This window comes from Maritimimonas rapanae (genome assembly GCF_057837205.1).
Window position 1 is genome coordinate 1,585,087 of the sequence record NZ_JBYQFI010000001.1, and the last position, 20,106, is coordinate 1,605,192.

General features: G+C 32.0%; 18 protein-coding genes. 11 read left to right on the forward strand and 7 right to left on the reverse strand.

Features of this window, described 5'->3' with window-relative positions; genetic code table 11:
- Window position 1: 1 nt before the first annotated feature.
- Both AC3IF2_RS07580 and AC3IF2_RS07585 read right to left on the reverse strand, forming a co-directional pair.
- A complete protein-coding gene (locus AC3IF2_RS07580; protein WP_489166470.1) occupies window positions 2–922 on the reverse strand; it encodes a polyprenyl-phosphate transporter in 921 nt (306 codons plus the stop codon).
- 87 nt (window positions 923–1,009) lie between these two features.
- A complete protein-coding gene (locus tag AC3IF2_RS07585; RefSeq protein ID WP_489166471.1) occupies window positions 1,010–2,347 on the reverse strand; it encodes a tetratricopeptide repeat protein in 1,338 nt (445 codons plus the stop codon).
- A 215-nt stretch (window positions 2,348–2,562) separates the two neighbouring features.
- Here AC3IF2_RS07585 and pyrR point away from each other — a divergent pair, with 215 nt between their 5' ends.
- The 5 genes from pyrR to AC3IF2_RS07610 are packed head-to-tail and all read left to right on the forward strand — an operon-like array spanning window position 2,563 to window position 5,691.
- Window positions 2,563–3,105 carry a bifunctional pyr operon transcriptional regulator/uracil phosphoribosyltransferase PyrR gene (pyrR, locus tag AC3IF2_RS07590; RefSeq protein WP_489166914.1) on the forward strand — a complete coding sequence of 181 codons (543 nt, stop codon included), beginning with the start codon at window positions 2,563–2,565 and terminating at the stop codon, window positions 3,103–3,105.
- Complete coding sequence (locus AC3IF2_RS07595) at window positions 3,106–4,035, forward strand: aspartate carbamoyltransferase catalytic subunit (protein WP_489166472.1); 930 nt, start codon at window positions 3,106–3,108, stop codon at window positions 4,033–4,035. It abuts the gene before it with no gap.
- The gene (locus tag AC3IF2_RS07600; RefSeq protein ID WP_489166473.1) at window positions 3,977–4,372 is read left to right on the forward strand and encodes a ribonuclease Z; all 396 of its coding nucleotides are present in this window, start codon (window positions 3,977–3,979) and stop codon (window positions 4,370–4,372) included. The genes AC3IF2_RS07595 and AC3IF2_RS07600 overlap by 59 nt, the downstream gene beginning before the upstream one ends.
- 12 nt (window positions 4,373–4,384) lie before the next feature.
- Window positions 4,385–4,738 carry a T9SS type A sorting domain-containing protein gene (locus AC3IF2_RS07605; RefSeq protein ID WP_489166474.1) on the forward strand — a complete coding sequence of 118 codons (354 nt, stop codon included), beginning with the start codon at window positions 4,385–4,387 and terminating at the stop codon, window positions 4,736–4,738.
- The gene (locus tag AC3IF2_RS07610) at window positions 4,735–5,691 is read left to right on the forward strand and encodes a ribonuclease Z (protein WP_489166475.1); all 957 of its coding nucleotides are present in this window, start codon (window positions 4,735–4,737) and stop codon (window positions 5,689–5,691) included. The genes AC3IF2_RS07605 and AC3IF2_RS07610 overlap by 4 nt, the downstream gene beginning before the upstream one ends.
- Here the strand turns inward: AC3IF2_RS07610 and AC3IF2_RS07615 are convergent.
- A complete protein-coding gene (locus AC3IF2_RS07615; RefSeq protein ID WP_489166476.1) occupies window positions 5,688–6,050 on the reverse strand; it encodes a CoA-binding protein in 363 nt (120 codons plus the stop codon). The two genes, AC3IF2_RS07610 and AC3IF2_RS07615, sit on opposite strands and share 4 nt — an antisense overlap.
- 243 nt (window positions 6,051–6,293) lie before the next feature.
- Here AC3IF2_RS07615 and AC3IF2_RS07620 point away from each other — a divergent pair, with 243 nt between their 5' ends.
- The 4 genes from AC3IF2_RS07620 to AC3IF2_RS07635 all read left to right on the forward strand — a co-directional run bounded on the left by AC3IF2_RS07620 (window position 6,294) and on the right by AC3IF2_RS07635 (window position 12,559).
- Window positions 6,294–8,720, forward strand: coding sequence for a TonB-dependent receptor (locus tag AC3IF2_RS07620; protein ID WP_489166477.1), 2,427 nt, complete (start codon window positions 6,294–6,296; stop codon window positions 8,718–8,720).
- 171 nt (window positions 8,721–8,891) lie between these two features.
- Window positions 8,892–10,496, forward strand: coding sequence for an alanine/glycine:cation symporter family protein (locus AC3IF2_RS07625; RefSeq protein WP_489166478.1), 1,605 nt, complete (start codon window positions 8,892–8,894; stop codon window positions 10,494–10,496).
- Window positions 10,497–10,506: 10 nt separating this feature from the next.
- Window positions 10,507–11,385, forward strand: coding sequence for a helix-hairpin-helix domain-containing protein (locus tag AC3IF2_RS07630; protein ID WP_489166479.1), 879 nt, complete (start codon window positions 10,507–10,509; stop codon window positions 11,383–11,385).
- A gap of 7 nt (window positions 11,386–11,392) precedes the next feature.
- The gene (locus AC3IF2_RS07635) at window positions 11,393–12,559 is read left to right on the forward strand and encodes an acyl-CoA dehydrogenase family protein (protein WP_489166480.1); all 1,167 of its coding nucleotides are present in this window, start codon (window positions 11,393–11,395) and stop codon (window positions 12,557–12,559) included.
- 125 nt (window positions 12,560–12,684) lie between these two features.
- Here the strand turns inward: AC3IF2_RS07635 and AC3IF2_RS07640 are convergent, their stop codons facing one another.
- The 4 genes from AC3IF2_RS07640 to AC3IF2_RS07655 are packed head-to-tail and all read right to left on the reverse strand — an operon-like array spanning window position 12,685 to window position 17,012.
- On the reverse strand, window positions 12,685–13,848 hold the full coding sequence (locus tag AC3IF2_RS07640; protein WP_489166481.1) for a sigma-54-dependent transcriptional regulator: 1,164 nt from the start codon (window positions 13,846–13,848) through the stop codon (window positions 12,685–12,687).
- 13 nt (window positions 13,849–13,861) lie between these two features.
- Window positions 13,862–14,725: a DUF6268 family outer membrane beta-barrel protein gene (locus tag AC3IF2_RS07645; RefSeq protein ID WP_489166482.1), complete on the reverse strand. Its 864-nt coding sequence runs from the start codon at window positions 14,723–14,725 to the stop codon at window positions 13,862–13,864.
- Window positions 14,726–14,767: 42 nt separating this feature from the next.
- Window positions 14,768–16,084 carry an ABC transporter permease gene (locus AC3IF2_RS07650; RefSeq protein WP_489166483.1) on the reverse strand — a complete coding sequence of 439 codons (1,317 nt, stop codon included), beginning with the start codon at window positions 16,082–16,084 and terminating at the stop codon, window positions 14,768–14,770.
- A gap of 1 nt (window position 16,085) precedes the next feature.
- The gene (locus AC3IF2_RS07655; protein ID WP_489166484.1) at window positions 16,086–17,012 is read right to left on the reverse strand and encodes an ABC transporter ATP-binding protein; all 927 of its coding nucleotides are present in this window, start codon (window positions 17,010–17,012) and stop codon (window positions 16,086–16,088) included.
- Window positions 17,013–17,213: 201 nt separating this feature from the next.
- Between AC3IF2_RS07655 and AC3IF2_RS07660 the strand changes: the two genes are divergently transcribed.
- Window positions 17,214–17,672, forward strand: coding sequence for a MarR family winged helix-turn-helix transcriptional regulator (locus AC3IF2_RS07660; RefSeq protein WP_489166485.1), 459 nt, complete (start codon window positions 17,214–17,216; stop codon window positions 17,670–17,672).
- Between the two features lie 23 nt (window positions 17,673–17,695).
- On the forward strand, window positions 17,696–20,104 hold the full coding sequence (locus tag AC3IF2_RS07665; RefSeq protein WP_489166486.1) for a 3-hydroxyacyl-CoA dehydrogenase/enoyl-CoA hydratase family protein: 2,409 nt from the start codon (window positions 17,696–17,698) through the stop codon (window positions 20,102–20,104).
- Window positions 20,105–20,106 lie beyond the last annotated feature (2 nt).

Consider the following 20,106-nt stretch of genomic DNA (forward strand, 5'->3'; position numbering starts at 1 on the left):
ATTAAGCAGTCTTTTTTACAGCCGTTCTTTCTAAAACTAATATTGTAGCAAATCCGATAATCATTAACAAAATGGCTAATGACAATTGACTTTCTCCTTCATAATTGAATGGAGAAATACTTTGATCTCTCAATATTTTTAGTTTACCATTTATCATTTCTGATTCTAATACTTTCTTCCATGGCCAAATTTTATTTAGAGAGCCAAGTATAAATCCTGTTAAAGCTGCTAGCGTTAAATTCTTATAATTATCAAACAGCCATTTTAAAAGACGTGAAAAAGTTAATAAACCTACAATTGCACCGACTGCTAAAAAGAAAATAGTTTTAAAGTCTCTATCATGAATAGCATCTACTGCTGGTTTATAAGCACCAAGAAGTAATAGTATAAAAGCTCCTGATATACCTGGTAAGATCATCGCACAAATTGCTAAACTACCAGACAGCATCAAATATAAATTAGAATCATTTGTTGTTAAGGCTGGTAATGTAGTTATATAATAAGCTAATACAGCACCAATTAAAAGTGTGATTATACTACTAAAATTCCAATCTTTTATTTGTTTACCGACATAAATTATGCTGGCTAAAACCAACCCGAAAAAGAAAGACCAAACTAAGATAGGTTCGTTTTCTAATAACCACTTAATCAATTTCACCAATGATAAAACACTAATAGCTATTCCTATTAATAATGATAATAAGAAATTACCATTAATAGATTTCCACATAGCAGAAAAGCCTTCTTTTTTAAGGGTTTTTAGAGTTCTAAAATTTACTTTATTAATAGAGTTGATTAATTCTTCGTAAATACCTGAAATAAAAGCAATAGTACCGCCAGAAACACCAGGAACTACATCGGCTGCCCCCATTGCAATACCTTTTAATAAAATGATAAAATAATCTAAAAAAGTACGATTCATTAGCAATTTAAATTAGCTCGTCAAATATAACTTATTGAATCGACAATATTCTAGCTAATTTAATTTTGAAATTGGAAAGAAGAATTTCTATTTTCTGCCTTTTTTTAATAATGCCTTTACTGCTTCTTTATCAAAAATTGATGGATATAACTCTTTAATTACTTGATGATATTCGTAATCTATTTTTAATGCATTTTTTAAATATAGAAGTCCATTTTTCTCATCTTGAGCTAAAAAATTTATCCCACTCAAACGATACTCTATTTCAGCAAAATCTGTATATAAACTCTTAGCCTTTTTAAGCACAACTAATGCATCTCTATACTCACCTAAAAAGTGTAAAACATCAATTAAAGCAATAAAAACATCTAATCTGTAATCTTCTAAATCTATACATTTTTGGAATGCTTTTGCAGCCTCTTCAAATAGATTTAGCTTTAAGTTAACTTCAGCGAAACGAGACCAATATAATGGATTTTCATTATCTATTTGAATCGCTTTATTGATAAAATATAGTGCTTTTTGATAGTTTTTTTCCTGAACATATAAATTTGTTAAAGCTAGCCAACCTTTATCTAATAAAGGATCTTCTTTTACAGTCAGGTTATAATATTTTAGAGCAAGTTTTTTATCAGAAATTTTTTCATGACACCAACCTAATCTTAAATAAATAAAAGGTGTACCATCTTCTAGCTGAATAGCCACCATATAGTTGGCAATAGCTTCTTCATATCGCTCTAACTCTTCTAAAGTTTTCGCTTTTTCTATATATGCCCCTATAAAATCTTCATCTATAACTATTGCATAGTCAAATGCCTTTAGGGCTTCTTCATATTTATCTATAATATAAAATTGACGCCCTAATTGATGCCAAGCTATTTCACAATAAGGTTCATTATTTATATATTCTTCTAAATAATCGATTGCTTCATGATGTTTTTGCTCCATATCGAAGCAATAGATAATATTGTATAATGATGAATAATCATCATACTCTACTTCTAAGCACTTAGCAAAATTTAATCTAGCTGTTTCATAATCATCTAAAAAAAGATATTCCATACCGATCATTGATAGAATATCAATTTCATCTTCGGCAAATAATAATGCTTTATGCAAAGCCTGAATAGCTTCTTTATGCATGTCTTTTTTAGAATACAAAGTCGCTTTATGAAGATAAATCTGATCGTTAGATGGCTCTATTTCTTCAAGTTGATTAAGCATACTAGACGCCTTATCAAATTTCTCTTCAAATATTAATAATTCAATAAAAGCCAACTTTAAATTGATAGCTGTAGGGTGCTGCTTTAAACCTAAATCAATTGCTTTTTTGGCTAATGATGTTTTACCATTATCTAAATAATGTGTTATGATTTCTTCAAACTCTGTAGAATCAAAAAAATAGACACTATTAGTCTTTAGCATTGATTCGAATCTGGTAAGCGGTAAGTTATTGTTAGCACCAGGAAATTGAAACATATAATTCAGCCATCGGTTATGTAAATAAAAGTAGCACAAGTCGTTTTCTGTACAACTTTATGTGTGCTAATCTTTTTAACAATTTAATTAACACCTTAGTGACCGATAATTTTTCAAAAAATAATGTACTTTTGTATTCCAAACAAGGTTTGGATAGCAACATGGCTCAAAAGACATTACTCAACGCTAAAGACATACACATTATTCTTCACCGTTTGGCCAATCAGTTGTTAGAAAATCACTTAGACTTTTCGAATACAGTACTAATAGGTTTGCAGCCTCGTGGCATTTTTTTAGCAAATAGATTAGCCAAGATTCTCACAGATAGTTATAAGATTAAAAACTTAAAACTAGGGTATTTAGATATTACTTTTTTTAGGGATGATTTTAGGCGGAGAGACGAACCTCTTGAGGCAAATTTGACAATGTTAGATTTTACAATAGAAGATAAAAAAGTGGTATTAATTGATGACGTTCTATATTCTGGTAGAAGTATTCGTTCGGCTTTAACAGCAATTCAGTCATTCGGCAGGCCAGAATCTATCGAATTATTAGTGCTAATTGACAGGCGTTTTAGCAGGCATTTGCCGATTCAGCCAAATTATAAAGGTAGGCAAGTAGATGTTATCAATTCAGAAAAAGTAAAAGTAACTTGGTCTGAACATGAAAAAAAAGATGCAGTATATATTATAAATACTAATTAAATGAAGCAGTTAAGTGTAGAACATTTACTAGGCATTAAATATCTTAATAAAAAGGATATAGACCTTATTTTTGAAACTGCAGATCATTTTAAAGAAGTAATTAATCGTCCGATAAAAAAAGTTCCTTCGTTAAGAGATATTACCATTGCCAATTTATTTTTTGAAAATAGCACTAGAACGAAACTATCTTTCGAATTGGCAGAGAAACGTCTTTCAGCAGACGTAATTAATTTTTCTGCTAGTCAATCTTCTGTTAAAAAAGGTGAAACTTTAATAGATACTGTCAACAATATTCTTTCTATGAAAGTTGATATTGTTGTTATGCGTCATCCTAATGTGGGAGCCGGTGTATTTCTGTCAAGGCATGTCGATGCTAAAATCATCAATGCCGGTGATGGAGCGCATGAACATCCTACACAAGCATTATTAGACACTTACTCTATTAGAGAAGAATTAGGTTCGGTTAAAGGAAAAAAAGTGGTTATTGTTGGTGATATTTTACACTCTCGAGTAGCTCTTTCTAATATTTACGCTTTACAACTACAAGGAGCTGAAGTGATGGTTTGTGGCCCAACTACTTTGATACCTAAATACATGTCGAGTTTAGGAGTAAAAGTTGAACATAACCTTAAAAAAGCATTGCAATGGTGCGATGTTGCTAATATGCTACGAGTACAACATGAACGTATGGATATCAACTATTTTCCTTCAGTTCGTGAATACGCACAATTATTCGGAATTAATAAAAAATTATTAGATAGTCTTGGCAAGAAAATTGTAATAATGCATCCAGGGCCAATTAATAGAGGTGTAGAAATTACAAGTGACGTTGCAGATTCTGATCAATCTATTATTTTAAATCAGGTTGAAAATGGCGTTGCCATTAGAATGGCAATCATCTATTTATTGGCTCAACAGATTAAAAGATAATACCATGTTAATTGAAAAAGAAGATAATCAAACAATTATAAAACCAGAAGAAAAATCGATTTCAGATTTTTTTATTGGATTTAAAAAAAAATATTCTAACTTTAAGAACGAGAATTTAATTTTAGACTTTTCTGATTTAAAAGGGGTAAAAACAGAAAATATCTTACTATTTTTGCACTTTGCAGAAGAGCATAGAAATAATGGCACATCTTTTGTGTTAGTTGTTAATGAAATTGATTTCAATAATTTACCAGACGAAATCATAGCAGTACCAACTATAACTGAAGCAAAAGACATTATAGAAATGGAAGAGATTGAGCGAGATTTAGGTTTTTAATTAAAATTGCGTATGGTAAAAAAACTACTTTTTATACTTATTGTCACACTCTCAACAGCAGCTTTTGCTCAGCAAGATAATTCTATCGAAGTTGCAAAAGATTCAACTAAAGTTATAAGAGACATTGTGGCGTCACCAAACCCTTTTAGTGTTACAACTAGAATTAAGTTTCATGCCGAGGCCATTTTTAAGGTCGAGTTTTCGGTGAAGGATTTAATTGGAAATACTGTTTATTTCCAAAAGTATACCACTAAAAAAGGGATGAATTCTATTCCGTTCTACAGAGACAAACTAGATTCTGGAATTTATATTTATTCAATTAAAACGAATAACGAAATAATTTCTAAACGTATCGTAATTAAATGAGCCTACAGTTAACAATATTAGGATGCCACTCGGCCACTCCAAGAACTTTTGCTCATCCAACATCACAATATTTAGAAATTAATAATCGATCGTTTTTAATAGATTGTGGTGAAGGAACTCAAACGCAACTTAGAAAATACAAGATCAAATTTTCTAAGATTAACACTATATTTATCTCTCATTTGCATGGAGATCATTTTTTTGGTTTAATAGGATTAATTTCTACATTCGGGTTATTAGGCCGGCAAAATGATCTTCATATTTATGGGCCAAAAGGAATCAAAGAGATCATAGAACTTCAATTGAAGTTTTCAAATTCTCATCTTAATTTTGGCTTGTATTTTCATGAATTAGAATCTAATACAAGTGAACTTATCTATGAAGATGAAAAAGTAGAAGTATATACTATCCCTTTAGAGCACAGAGTATATACTAATGGATTTTTATTTAAAGAAAAACAAGGAGAGCGTAAATTAAACATTGACGTTATCAAGGAAAATCCTGAAATAGAAATTTGCGATTATCAGAACTTAAAGAATGGCAAAGATTTTATTGCAGAAGATGGAACCATTATCAAAAATCGTGAACTTACTTTTAATCCTCCGCAACAGGTAAGTTATGCATATTGTAGCGATACTGTATATAAGCCAGTAATTTCCGAAATAATTAAAAATACTGATCTGCTTTATCACGAATCTACCTTTTTAAAAGACAAAGAAGAACTTACTACAAAAACAAAACATTCTACTGCAGAGCAAGCTGCTAAAATTGCCCACAAGGCAAATGTTGGGCAGTTAATACTAGGTCATTATTCAAGTAGATATAATGATATTTCATTATTTAAAAATGAAGCAGAAACTATTTTTGCAAATGTTGCTCTAGCTGAAGAAGGTAAGGTTTTTGAAGTTGAAAACAAGGTAAGTAAAGAATTACTTCTAGCTCATCAAAATTAATATTGACCTGTAGATAATAACACTAAAGTACAGGCACTTTCAGACTCTATATCATTTTCCTTCAATAGCTTTATAAGCTCCATATTTTCGGTTCCTGGGTTAAAAATTACACGCTTTGGTTTTAACGATATGATGTAATCATAATATTCTTGTTGTCTCTTAGAATTTAGATAAAGAGTAATAGTATCTACATCATTAAAGTGTAGTTTTTCAGTTTCAATAGACACACCAGATACACATCCTGCGATTAATCCAATCGCTACAACTTCATGATTTTTCTTTACTAAAGATTTAATTGCCCTGTTAGAATATCTGTTCTCTTTAAGTGAAGCTCCTAATACTAGTGTTTTCTTACTCATTATGTTAAAAAAATGTTAAGCTGTTAATTAATGTTAATCTGTGTTAAAACTTGTTACAAATATACAACTGTTGGCGTCTCTATAGTGTTACTGAAAATAGCACAACAACTCGCTAAAAAGTAATCGTACAAAAATCACAAACTAATGAACTTTTCAAAGAAAAATCCCGAACATCAAAAGATAAATTTACAATCCGTGAGTAAAAATTTTATTTATGTCATTTGTTTTTGCTTAAGCTTGAACATGACTGCGCAACTAGCCAAAAACAAACTACCGAGAAACGGAAGTATTTCTGGTAAAGTTGTAGATGCTAAAACACAACAACCTATACCTTATGCAACTATTGTTATTAAAGATACAGCAGATAAAACTGTTACTGGCGGTATTACTGATGATAAAGGTAGTTTTGAAATCAAAAAAATACCCGAAGGTAAAAATATTGTAGAAGTTCAGTTTATTGGTTATCAAAGCTTTAAAAGAGAAGTGAATTTAATTCCTGGGAGGTTAAAACAAAATTTAGGTACTATTCCTTTAACTGAGGAAGCTGCTAATTTAGATGAAGTTACAGTTGTAGCAGAGACTTCTACAGTAACCCAAAAAATTGACAGAAAAGTTATTAATGTAGGTAAAGATTTAACTGCCGCAGGAACTACAGCAGCTGAATTGTTAAATAATGTACAATCTGTTAGTGTAGATTCTCAAACTGGTAATATCAGTTTACGAGGTAATGAGAACGTTCGTGTTTTAGTAGATGGTAAGCCAACTAATATAAGCGCCGCTCAATTATTACAACAAATTCCTTCTACATCGATAAAGCAAGTAGAATTAATCACAAATCCTTCAGCTAAGTATAACCCAGAAGGAATGAGTGGAATGATTAATATTATTTTACATAAAGGTGCTAATCAAGGTTTTAATGCTACTATAAATACAGGTCTTACCAGAGGTGAAAATACTCGTTTTAATGGATCAGTAGATATGAACTATAAAACAGGTAGTGTAAACTTTTTCGCCAATTATGGTTATAGAAGTGGGAAGAATGACAACTTTGGTTTTGTTAATAGAACGGATAATAATTCGTTACAAAATTTTGAGTTTGACAATGATAGAACATCTCATTTATTAAAAGTGGGAGCAGATATCTATTTAAATGAGAAAAACACTATTTCATTTTATACCACACAAAATAGAGCCGAAGATATAGCTGAAGGCAAAACTGTAATTAATGATAATGGTATTTTAGTAACAAACAGTTCAGTTACAAATGACAACTTCGATGATAATAACGAAGCCTATAATATTAATTATAAAGTAGATTTTAAAAAAGAAGGTCACAACCTAGAAATTGAGGCAAATTTTACAAAGTCGGAAAGTCCTTCACTAGCTACAAATAGAGAGTCTGTTCTACCTAATGACCCTTTTACAAATTTTTTAGAGGATATAGAAAACGATAGAAAAGGTCAATTGTATAACATAGATTATACAAACCCAATATCAAAAAAAGGAAAGTTAGAATTGGGGTTAGAATTTAGAACTAACACAACAGAGAATAGTAGAGTTACAGATCAACATGAATTTGTACTAGACGTGAACGAAGATCGTATTAATAATCCTGCTTTTGACCCTTTAAATGACCCTTACTATCTACAATTCTTGACTCAAGAATTTCCTTTAAGTTCATTTAAATATGATAGAGATATTTATTCTGCTTATGCAACTTATAGCCATAAATTTGAGAAAGTTTCTTTACAATTAGGTGCACGCTTAGAACAATACGAAATTGAGGGGACATTTAGAAAAGGTGCTGTATTAGAAACTGTAACTGATGAGATATTTACTGTATATCCTTCAGCGTTTTTAACTTATAATCCTAATGAAAAAGATCAATTTCAAGTAAGTTATAGTAGAAGAGTTGATAGACCATCTTTAGGACAAATAAACCCTATTAGAGAATGGAGTACGCCTAGAATTACATCTGTAGGTAATCCCAATCTAATGCCTCAGTTTACGAATTCTTATGAGGTAAATTATACTCGTAAATTAAAGAATGGATCATTAACACTCGGTACTTTTTACAGAAGAGTGAACGACAATATTACACGTATTCTAAATATTGACCCATTTGATGAGGATAAAGTATTACTTACGTATAGTAATACCAAAAGTAATAATCGTTATGGTTTTGAAGTTTCTTCAAACTACAAAATTGCTAAATGGTGGAGAGCTAATGCTAGTTTAGATTTATATCTACAAAAAGAAAATGGTATAGCTAACGGCACTGAATTAGAAGTTACTAACAACGCTTTTAATGCTCGTATTAGTAATAGTTTCACTGCTACAAAAAATCTAAGACTACAATTGTTTGCGATGTACAGAGGGGGTGGAAGAAGTATTCAGTTCGAAGTAGACCCAATGTGGATGATAAATACTGGAGCAAGCTTAAATGTTTTTAAAAGAAAAGGGACAATTTCCTTTAGAGTAAATGATATTTTTAAAGGCATGAAATTCAAATTTAACTCTCAAAATCCTTACCCGTCTAATGGTCAATTTAATTGGGAAAGCAGAACGGTATATATAGGTTATATGCATCGCTTTAGCAAGGGAAAAACAAAGAGTAGAAGAAGAAAGAACAGAAGAGATAACGAAACCCAAGGAAGCGGTTTCCTATAAAATATTTTTTCAATTTTGGTTAATTAAACCCTTAAGTACAATTTGGTTGGCTTAAGGGTTTATGTGTTTTTAGAACATTGTATTTTCTCAATATTTAATCACTAAAATTTGTGACAAGGCATTTTTTTTGTGATATTGCGCGTTAGAACAAAATTCTAACTCAACGTAATTATGAAGAAAAAACTTCTCTCACTACTTTTATTAGTAGCGCCATTAATAACATTCGCTCAAGAAAAAGGTCTAGATCAACGTATCGATGAAGCTTTTCAGCCTGTATCAGATTTTTTTAGTAATGTTATATTTTTCCTTGTATGGAAAGATCCAGATATTCCATTTGTATTACTATTATTAGTGGGTAGTGCAGCATTTTTTACCATCTATTTTTCATTTCCAAATGTTAGACACTTTTTTACCGCTATAAATGTAGTAAGAGGTAAATATGATGATATTGATCATGCTGTTTCCGAGCCTGCATATGGAGATTCTACTCCAGGTGGTGACGCTATAGAAACTATTAGAGATGAAAGCAAAGAAGGAGAAGTAACACATTTTCAAGCCTTGGCAACTGCCGTTTCTGGTACAGTTGGTAACGGAAATATTGCAGGTGTAGCTTTAGCAATTGCACTTGGTGGACCAGGTGCAACATTTTGGATGATTGTTTGTGGTCTTTTAGGTATGTCTACCAAATTTGTGGAATGTACACTGGGTGTTCAGTACCGTGATGTTGGTGAAGATGGTACTGTATATGGTGGACCAATGTATTATATAAGTAAAGGGTTGAAAGAAAGAGGTTTTGCCACATTCGGCAAAATAGCTGCAGTGTTGTTTGCAATTTTCTGTATTGGTGGCTCTTTTGGTGGTGGTAATGCAGCTCAATCAAATCAAGCAACTATAGTTTTAAAAGAATTACTTGGCTTAGAAAGCACTAGTGCTGGAGCGGTTATCGGCTTAATAATTGCAATAATTGTTGGTATTATAATTATTGGTGGTATTAAAAGAATTGCAGCAGTAACAGAAAAGGTAGTGCCATTTATGGCAGTATTATATATAGTTGCTTGTTTATATATAATTTTTAGCAACTTTAGCTTCATTGATGATGCGCTTAGTTTAATTTTTACTGAAGCGTTTAATCCAAGAGCTATTGGTGTTGGTGGTATTATAGGTGTATTGCTTGTAGGATTTAAAAGGGCAGCTTTCTCAAACGAAGCTGGTGCTGGTTCTGCTTCTATTGCTCATTCAGCTGTAAAAACGAAATATTCAGCATCTGAAGGATTAGTAGCTTTATTAGAACCATTTATTGATACTGTTGTTATTTGTACTATGACAGCTTTAGTAATTATTATATTCAATTTCGGAGGTTATTTTGAATATGGTGGTGATGGAACAGGTTCAGTATTTATTGATGGTGTAGCTTATGAAGGCGCAGGTATAACATCAAAAGCATTCGCACAATATATTCCGTATTCAAACATATTCTTAACCATAGCAGTATTCTTATTTGCAATATCAACAATGATTTCTTGGTCTTATTATGGATTGCAATCTTGGAAATACTTATTTGGAAGAGGAAAAAGAGCCGATCTTGTTTATAAATTATTATTCTGTGCATTCATTGTAATTGGTGCTGCAGCAAGTATGAACTCAATTTGGGCATTCTCTGATGCAATGATTTTCGCTATGGTTTTCCCAAATATGGTAGGTTTATACTTCCTATTTCCGGTTGTTAAGAAGCAATTAAATAGGTATTTGACAGCGATTAGAGAAGCTAAAGAATAGTCTAACTCAAATGAACATAAAGAAATCCCATTTCTGGTATAACGAACGCCAACGAAATGGGATTTTATTTTTAGCAATTTTGATAATTGCATTCCAATTAATTTACTTTTTTGCCGATTTTAATTCAAAAGAAACTACAGATTTAAATACTCCAGAGATTATTCAATTTCAAAAAGAAATAGATTCTTTAAAACAATTAGAGTTAGAAAAAAGAAAACCTAAAATATTTCCTTTTAACCCAAGTTTCATAACTGATTTTAAAGGTTATCAGTTAGGTATGTCTACCAAAGAAATTGATCGATTGTTAGAACACCGTGCAAAAGGCAAGTATATAAATTCTAAAGAAGAATTTCAGCAAGTTACAGGCGTATCTGATAGTTTATTAAATGTTATTTCTCCATATTTTAAATTCCCTGATTGGGTTATTAAAAAGCAAAAGAATCAAAAGGTCATTACGAACGAGCGTGAGAAATCTTTGGCAAATCTTCCCATCAAGGATATTAATTCAGCTACAGCAGAGGAACTAAAAATTATAAACGGTGTTGGAGACAGGCTTTCGCAACGAATCATTAATTATAGAGATAAATTAGGAGGTTTTTTAATTAATGAGCAACTCTACGAAGTTTACTATCTAGACAAAGAAGTAGCTGATAGAGTTTTAAAACAATTTCAAGTTTTGCAAAAGCCAAAAATAACAAAGATTAACGTGAACGAAGCGTCCTTTAAAGAAGTACTTTCCATTGTTTACATTGACTATGAATTAACTAAGAAAATTTTCAATTATCGTGATGAAGTTGCTGAGATACAATCACTAGAAGAATTAAAACAAATTGAGGAATTTCCATTAGAAAAATTTGATAGAATAGCCCTATATTTGGAAGCCAAATAAGTTGCACATGAATAGTTTATATTTTACCGAAGAACACGAGTCTTTTAGGCAAAGTTTTAAAGAATTTCTTCTTAAAGAAGTTGCCCCATATATAGAAAAGTGGGAAAAAGAAGGGAAAATCGAACGCTTTATCTGGAAAAAAATGGGCGAGATGGGCTACTTCGGATTAAATACTCCAGAGGAATATGGAGGTTTAAATTTAGATCTATTCTATACTGTAATTTTTCTTGAAGAACTGCAAAAAATAAATTCTGGCGGTTTTGCCGCTGCTATGTGGGCACATGCATATTTAGCCATGACACATTTGAACAAAGAAGGTGATGATAGAATAAAAAAAGAATATTTAACACCAAGTGTAGATGGTGATAAAATAGGTTGTCTATGTGTTACTGAACCGTTTGGTGGTTCTGATGTAGCTGGTATGCGCTCTACTGCAATTAAAAATGGTGATCATTATATTTTAAATGGTTCAAAAACATTTATTACCAATGGTGTTTATGGTGATTATATGGTGGTAGCTGCCAAAACACAACCAGAATTAGGTAATAAAGGTATCAGTATGTTTGTTATAGATAGTGATACACCTGGGGTTTCAACCAGTAAATTAGACAAGTTAGGCTGGCGAGCATCAGATACTGCAGAAATTGCTTTTGATAATGTAAAAATACCAGCCGATAATTTAATGGGTGAAGAAGGGAAAGGTTTCCCATATATCATGCAACATTTTGCTTTAGAAAGATTGGTAATGGGTGTTAATGCACATGCTCGTTCTGAATATGCTTTAGAATATGTATTGCAATATATGAGTGAACGTCAAACTTTTGGAAAGACCATAGATAAATACCAAGCTCTGCGACATAAAGTTGCTGATATGGCTGCTGAAATTGAAGTTTGTAAAGTATTTAATTATTCAGTTGCAAAACGACTCAATGATGGTGAATATGTTGTAAAAGAAGCTACCATGTCTAAATTGGTTTCTACAAGAGTTGCTGATGAAGTAGCTAATGGATGTTTACAGATGTTAGGTGGTTATGGCTATATGGAAGATTATCCTATGGCGCGTTTACTACGAGATAGTCGTCTTGGTCCTATTGGTGGGGGAACTTCTGAAATTCTAAGAGAGATCATTGCCAAAATGATTATTGATAAGAAAGAGTATAAACCAGCGACGTAATACTTTTTATACTGAATATTACTCAATTAAAATTGTCATTCCGGACTTGATCCGGAATCCATTATAGTTTTTGAGTACAAATCTGTATTTCAGCCTTTGCAGGAATGACAAGAATAGTTGAAGTTTTACTTACTCGCAAACAACTTTACATCATCTTCAGACACTTCACTACCACCGAGAATAATAAGACGCTCTACAACGTTACGTAATTCACGTATGTTACCTGTCCAATCGTATTCTTGCAATTTTTTAATGGCTTTCGTTGCAAAACTTTTTACAACAGTACCTTGCTCAGAAGCTATTTGTTTTGCGAAATGATCTACCAATAAAGGTATATCATCTCGTCTCTCATTTAATGCAGGTACTTTTATTAGAATTACTGCTAACCTATGATATAAATCTTCTCTAAACCTGCCTTCTGAAATTTCCTTTTTTAAATCTTTATTGGTAGCAGCTACAACACGAACATCTACTTTGATATCTTTATCGCTCCCTACTCTACTCACCTTATTTTCTTGTAAAGCACGTAATACTTTTGCCTGAGCTGAAAGACTCATGTCACCAATCTCATCTAAGAAAATAGTTCCTCCATTTGCAGCTTCAAATTTACCTGCACGATCTTTATTTGCTCCTGTAAAAGATCCTTTTACATGACCAAATAATTCACTTTCAATAAGTTCTGAAGGTATTGCCGCACAGTTTACCTCTACCATTGGTGCTTTTGAACGTTCACTCTTTTCATGTAACCAATGTGCCACTAATTCCTTACCAGTTCCATTTGGGCCAGTAATCAATACTCTGGCATCTGTGGCTGCAACTTTTTCGATAATATCTTTTATATGAGATATGGCATCACTTTCGCCAATCATCTCATAATTCTTACTAACTTTTTTCTTTAACTGTTTGTTTTCTACAACTAGATTCTTTTTATCAAGTGCGTTTCTAACGGCATTCAATAAACGATTTAAATCTGGCGGTTTAGAAATATAATCGAAAGCTCCCATTCGCATCGTTTGTACTGCTGTATCTAAATCACCATGACCAGAGATCATTAACATTGGAATTTCGGGTTTAATCTTTTGAGTCTTTTCTAACACCTCAACCCCATCCATCTTTGGCATTTTAATGTCGCATAATATCAGATCATAGTCATTGTTTTTAATTAACTCCAAACCAGCTAAACCATCTTCTGCTTCTTCAACTTGGTATTTATCATTTTCTTCTGAAATAATCTTTTTTAAGACTCTTCGGATTGCTGCTTCATCTTCTATGATCAATATTTTAGACATCTATATTTTCTGTTTAAAAATTAAATTTTAATCCTCCTCTAAAGGTAAAAGCTTTTGACATATCAAAATCAAAAACTTCATCATTTCTGTTTTCTACTAAACGTAACTTATTTGTAAGCGTATAACCACCTTTAACATACAGATTTAATCGCTTACCTAAGTATTTATCAAAACCTATACCAGTAATAATTGCCGACATAGAAATGTTCTCAGCAACTTTATTATTCACCTCTAAATTATTACTTAAATTGGCATAGTATCCGTCTAACGTAATAAAACTTTCAATACTTGTTTTTTTATTGAAAAAGTATTTCACTTTACTTATTGGGACACCAATAGTATATGTTAAGTGGTCATTGACTTCTTTAAAATAGGTTACAAAAGGTAAAGGAAGTGGAACTCCTATCCGTTGATTATACACTAAACCTAATGTAAGTCTTGATTTTTTAGATTCCTTATTGGTTCGAATAAGCAAAATACCTCCACTCCAAGTAAGATCATCTGTAGTTATTTTATTTGCTAAATTAGACGAAATGGTTGGTGAAACCTGAGTTGTAAATCGCCAATTTTCATTCATTAGAAAAGTGTATCCTAATGTATATTCTAACACATGAATTTCATGTAAAGGATCTGTATCGAAAGAATAATCAGCATCAAAGTCTAATTTTACATTACTATACCTTAATCCATTAACTAAAATATGATCTTTCTTCTTTAATTTTACAGGAAAGTTCAACCAAACTCTAGATCTACTAAATGTTGGTTCTGCCTTATTACCAAAAACTGTTGTATAATCTGCACCACCTATATCTTTTATCTGACATAAGACGTTACTACAAAAAAGTAATGAGCATATAAAAAGAAAAAAACGTTTCAATTGTAGGGAATATTACTAATTAAACATAACGGCTTATATCTGTCAATATTTTAACCATTTGGCTAATTCTTTATACGTAGGCTTTTTACCGTACATTAAAATACCTACTCTATAGATTTTAGCAGCCACCTTAACTAAAATAAAGAACGTTCCGAATAAAAGTAGTAATGATACAATTTGTTGCCAGATAGGGACACCAAATGGTATTCTCATTAACATTACAACTGGTGATGTAAATGGTATATATGAAAACACCTGCGACACGGTACCATGCGGGTTTTCTATAACTGTAAAAAAACCTACATAAATTGCTAACATTAGTGGCATTAAAATAGGCATCATAAACTGTTGCGTGTCTGTTTCATTATCTACAGCTGCACCGATTGCAGCATATAAAGAACTATATAATAGATAACCTCCAATAAAATAAAGAATGAACATTATAATTAGATTAAAAAAAGGTAATCTGTAAAATTCACCTTTAAGTAGTTCTAATTGCTTAGCAAAATCCGAATTACTAGACAATTGATTTAAAACTTCTTGTTGCTGCTCCATCTGAGTCTCCGTGATATTTACACCAAAAATTAAAAATAGAACAATAGATAATATTCCTCCTAAAATAACCCAAGCCACAAACTGTGTAATACCAGCCAATGAAGTTCCAAATATTTTGCCTAGCATTAATTGAATCGGTTTTACCGAAGAAATTATTACTTCTATAATTCTACTGGTCTTTTCTTCAATTACACTACGCATGATCATATTACCATAAATGATAATGAACATAAATAATAAATACCCTGCAGCACCACCAAAAGCTAACTTCATATAATTACCTCGTTTTGATGTTTTCTCCCCTTCAAAAGTTTCTAAGTTTGCACTAATATTAACATCTAACTTGGCAATTGTTTTTGGATCAAAGCCTGATTCCTTTAGTTTTATATTTCTGGCTTTCTCTTTCAACTTATCTTCAATTTTATCCATTACGAATGGTGAAGGAGATTTTTCAGAATAAAATTTAATTTTATCAGATATTATATCTACTGAAGTAGCTTTAGGCACATATAATAAACCGTAATTTTCAGCCTCCTGTACTATTTTTTTGGCATCTTCTAGACTAACATTCTCTAAAATATCGTATTTGGTTTTTTCTGTGTTCTTAAATTCATCAACAAAAAAATGACTCTCATCTAAAACAGAAATTGTTTTTACACCATCATTATTTAATTGAGTTAAGTAACCTATTAATGCAAAAAGTGCCACCATTATTAGCGGACTTAAAAAAGTCATAATAATGAAGGATTTATTCTTTACTTTGTTTAAGAATTCTCTCTTAGTAATTAATGCTAAATGGTTCATATTAGTTGTTTTCTACTGTTTTAATAAAGATATCACTGGCACTAGGTATTATCTCTACAAAATGGGTTAGTTCACCTAAAGTTGTTAAATAAGATGCCAGATCATTAGCAGAACCTTTACCGTTGAGTTTAATATTAAACTTAAGTTCATCATTAATGGTTTTAAAAGTTGCATCTGTTAGTTCAAATTTTTCTGATAATTTATTGTTTACAATTTCTTTGTTATTAGCTATAAGGCCTACCTCATAAGTATTAGATCTATACTGTTTTTTTATATCAATTAGTTTTCCGTCTAATACTTTATTCGATTCATGAATTAATGCAATATGATCACATAGTTCTTCAACAGATTCCATTCTGTGTGTAGAAAAAATTACAGTTGCCCCTTCTTCCCTTAATTGAAGTATTTCATCTTTAATTCTATTTGCATTTATAGGATCGAAACCGCTAAATGGTTCATCAAAAATTAACAGCTTTGGTTGATGCAATACAGTAACAATAAATTGTATTTTCTGTGCCATCCCTTTAGATAATTCTTGAATTTTTTTATTCCACCAATCACTTATTTCAAATTTTTCAAACCAATACTTTAAACGTTCTCTTGCTTGAGCTTTACTTAAACCTTTTAATTGTGCCAAATACAAAGCTTGTTCGCCGACCTTCATTGATTTGTAAAGACCACGCTCTTCTGGTAAGTAGCCAATATCTTTTATGTGATCAGGTTTTAGATTCTCTCCGTCTAGAATAACTTGCCCTTCATCAGGCATAGTTATTTGGTTGATAATCCGTATCAATGTCGTTTTACCTGCCCCGTTAGGGCCCAATAATCCAAAAATACTTCCTTTAGGAACTTCAATAGAAACATTATTAAGGGCACGGTAATCACCATAATTCTTAACAATATTCTCTGCAACAAGTAAATTATTCATTGGCTTGATTTAAGTTAGCGCAAACCTACATAAATTTTTAATTTTTTCATTTACCCCGAAAGCAATTCTATATGCTACGGTTTACCTATTGTTAGTATACTTTCAATAAAAAAATCACTATCGAAGATCAAATTTACTATGCGTGCATAATTTTTTATTAATTTACTATGCGTGCATAGTATTTTTTTATATATTTGTATCATGCTCAAAGAAACTACAATAGATCATGCATTGCGAGCTACATGGCAAGCAGTTGCAAAAATGTATAATGAACAAGCTGCAAAGCACGGCAGCACAATGGCAACTGCCTTTGTTTTATTAAATATAGATTACGAAAATGGCACACCTTCTACCGCTTTAGGGCCACAAATGGGTATGGAACCTACAAGTCTTTCGAGGATTTTAAAAACTATGGAAGAAAAAGGAGCTATCTATAGAGAGAAAAACCCAGAAGATGGCAGAAGTGTACTTATAAAACTAACAGAATATGGAAAAGAAATGAGAGAAGTTTCTCGTCAACATGTAATTACTTTTAATGAAAAAGTTAGAGAATATGTTTCAGATGAAAAATTACAACATTTCTTTGAAGTAACAGAAAAAATAAATCAATTAATCGCAGAACGAGATATCTATAAACAGGTAGATCGTAAAGCAATCTAAAATAAATATTGTACAAACTTAATATGAAGAATAGACCAATTAAAAAAGTAGCTGTTATCGGTTCCGGAATTATGGGATCTGGCATTGCTTGTCACTTCGCCAATATTGGTGTTGAAGTTTTGCTGCTTGATATTGTACCACGAGAATTAAACGATGCAGAAAAAGCCAAAGGATTAACTTTAGAAGATAAAGCAGTTCGCAATAGATTAGTAAACGATAGTTTAAAGGCTTCACTAAAGTCGAAACCCTCACCTATTTACTCTCAAAAATTTGCAGATAGAATTTCTACAGGAAACTTAGAAGATGATCTACAGAAAATTAAAGATGTAGATTGGGTGATGGAAGTTGTAGTAGAACGACTAGATATTAAACAAAAAGTTTTTGAACAGGTTGAGAAACACAGAACTCCTGGCACTTTAATTACCTCTAATACTTCTGGTATTCCTATCAAATTCATGAATGAAGGGCGCAGTGAAGATTTTCAGCAACACTTTGCAGTAACGCATTTCTTTAATCCGCCACGTTATTTACGCTTATTCGAAGTTGTTCCAGGGCCAAATTGTAAGCAAGAAATTACTGACTTCTTAATGATGTATGGTGAAAAGTTTTTAGGAAAAACTTCAGTATTGGCTAAAGATACACCTGCATTTATTGGCAATAGAATTGGAATATTTGGTATTCAATCTCTTTTCCATCAAGTAAAAGAATTAGGTTTAACGGTTGAAGAAGTCGATAAATTAACAGGGCCTGTTATTGGTCGCCCTAAATCAGCAACATTTAGAACTGTAGATGTTGTAGGTTTAGATACTTTGGTTCATGTTGCTAATGGTATTTATGAGAATTGTGCTGATGATGAAGCTCATGAGTTATTTAAACTCCCTGATTTCATCAATACCATGATGGAAAACAAATGGTTAGGTAGTAAAACAGGACAAGGATTCTATAAAAAATCGGTAAGCAAGGAAGGTAAAAAAGAAATCTTAACACTAGATTTAGATACGATGGACTATCGTTCTAAAAAACGTGCTTCTTTTGCTACTTTAGAATTAACAAAAACTATAGATAAGCCAATTGATCGATTTAAAGTATTGGTTGGCGGTAAAGATAAAGCTGGTGAGTTCTACCGTAAGAATTTTGCAGCCATGTTTGCTTACGTACAAAATCGTATCCCTGAAATTTCTGATGAATTATATCGTATTGATGACGCAATGAAAGCCGGCTTCGGATGGGAAAATGGCCCATTTGAGATTTGGGATGCCGTTGGAGTTGAAAAAGGTATTGAACTCATGAAGGCTGAAGGAAAAGAGCCAGCTACTTGGGTAACTGAAATGATAGAAAAAGGTGGGACTTCTTTTTACACAGTTAAAGACGGAGCTACTTATTATTATGATATTCCTGCAAAAGCTCAAACCAAAAAACCTGGTCAAGATTCATTTATAATTTTAGACAACATCCGCAAATCAAATGAGGTGTTTAAAAACTCAGGTGTTGTAATCGAAGATCTTGGTGATGGTATTTTAAATTGTGAGTTTCAATCAAAAATGAATACTATTGGTGGTGATGTTCTTGCTGGATTAAACAAAGCTGTTGATCTAGCTGAACAAAATTATCAAGGGTTAGTTATTGGTAACCAAGCTGCTAATTTTTCAGTTGGAGCAAATATTGGTATGATCTTTATGATGGCTGTTGAGCAAGAATACGATGAGTTGAACATGGCTATTAAATATTTTCAAGATACGATGATGCGTATGCGTTATTCATCAATTCCAACTGTAGCTGCACCACATGGTATGACTTTAGGTGGTGGTTGCGAATTATCATTACATGCAGATAAAGTTGTAGCTGCTGCCGAAACTTATATTGGTTTGGTAGAATTTGGTGTTGGTGTAATTCCTGGTGGCGGAGGTTCTAAAGAAATGGCTCTTAGAGCAGCAGACCAATTCCATAAAGGTGATGTTCAATTAAATGTTTTACAAGAATATTTCCTAACCATTGGTATGGCCAAAGTAGCAACTTCTGCTTATGAAGCTTTCGATACTGGTATCCTTCAAAAAGGAAAAGATGTGGTGGTAATAAACAAAGATCGTCAGGTTGCAGAAGCTAAAAAACATGCTTTGTTAATGGCCGAAGCTGGTTATACGCAAAAACCGAAACGTAAAGATGTATTGGTACTTGGCAAACAGGCTTTAGGTATGTTCTTAGTAGGTACAGATTCTATGGAAGCTAGTAAATATATTAGCGAACATGATCAAAAGATTGCTAATAAGCTGGCCTATGTAATGGCTGGTGGTGACCTTTCTGAACCAACTAGAGTATCAGAGCAATATTTATTAGATATAGAGCGTGAAGCATTCTTGAGTTTATGTACAGAACGTAAGACTTTAGAACGTATTCAGCATATGTTAAAGACTGGTAAACCTTTAAGAAATTAAGA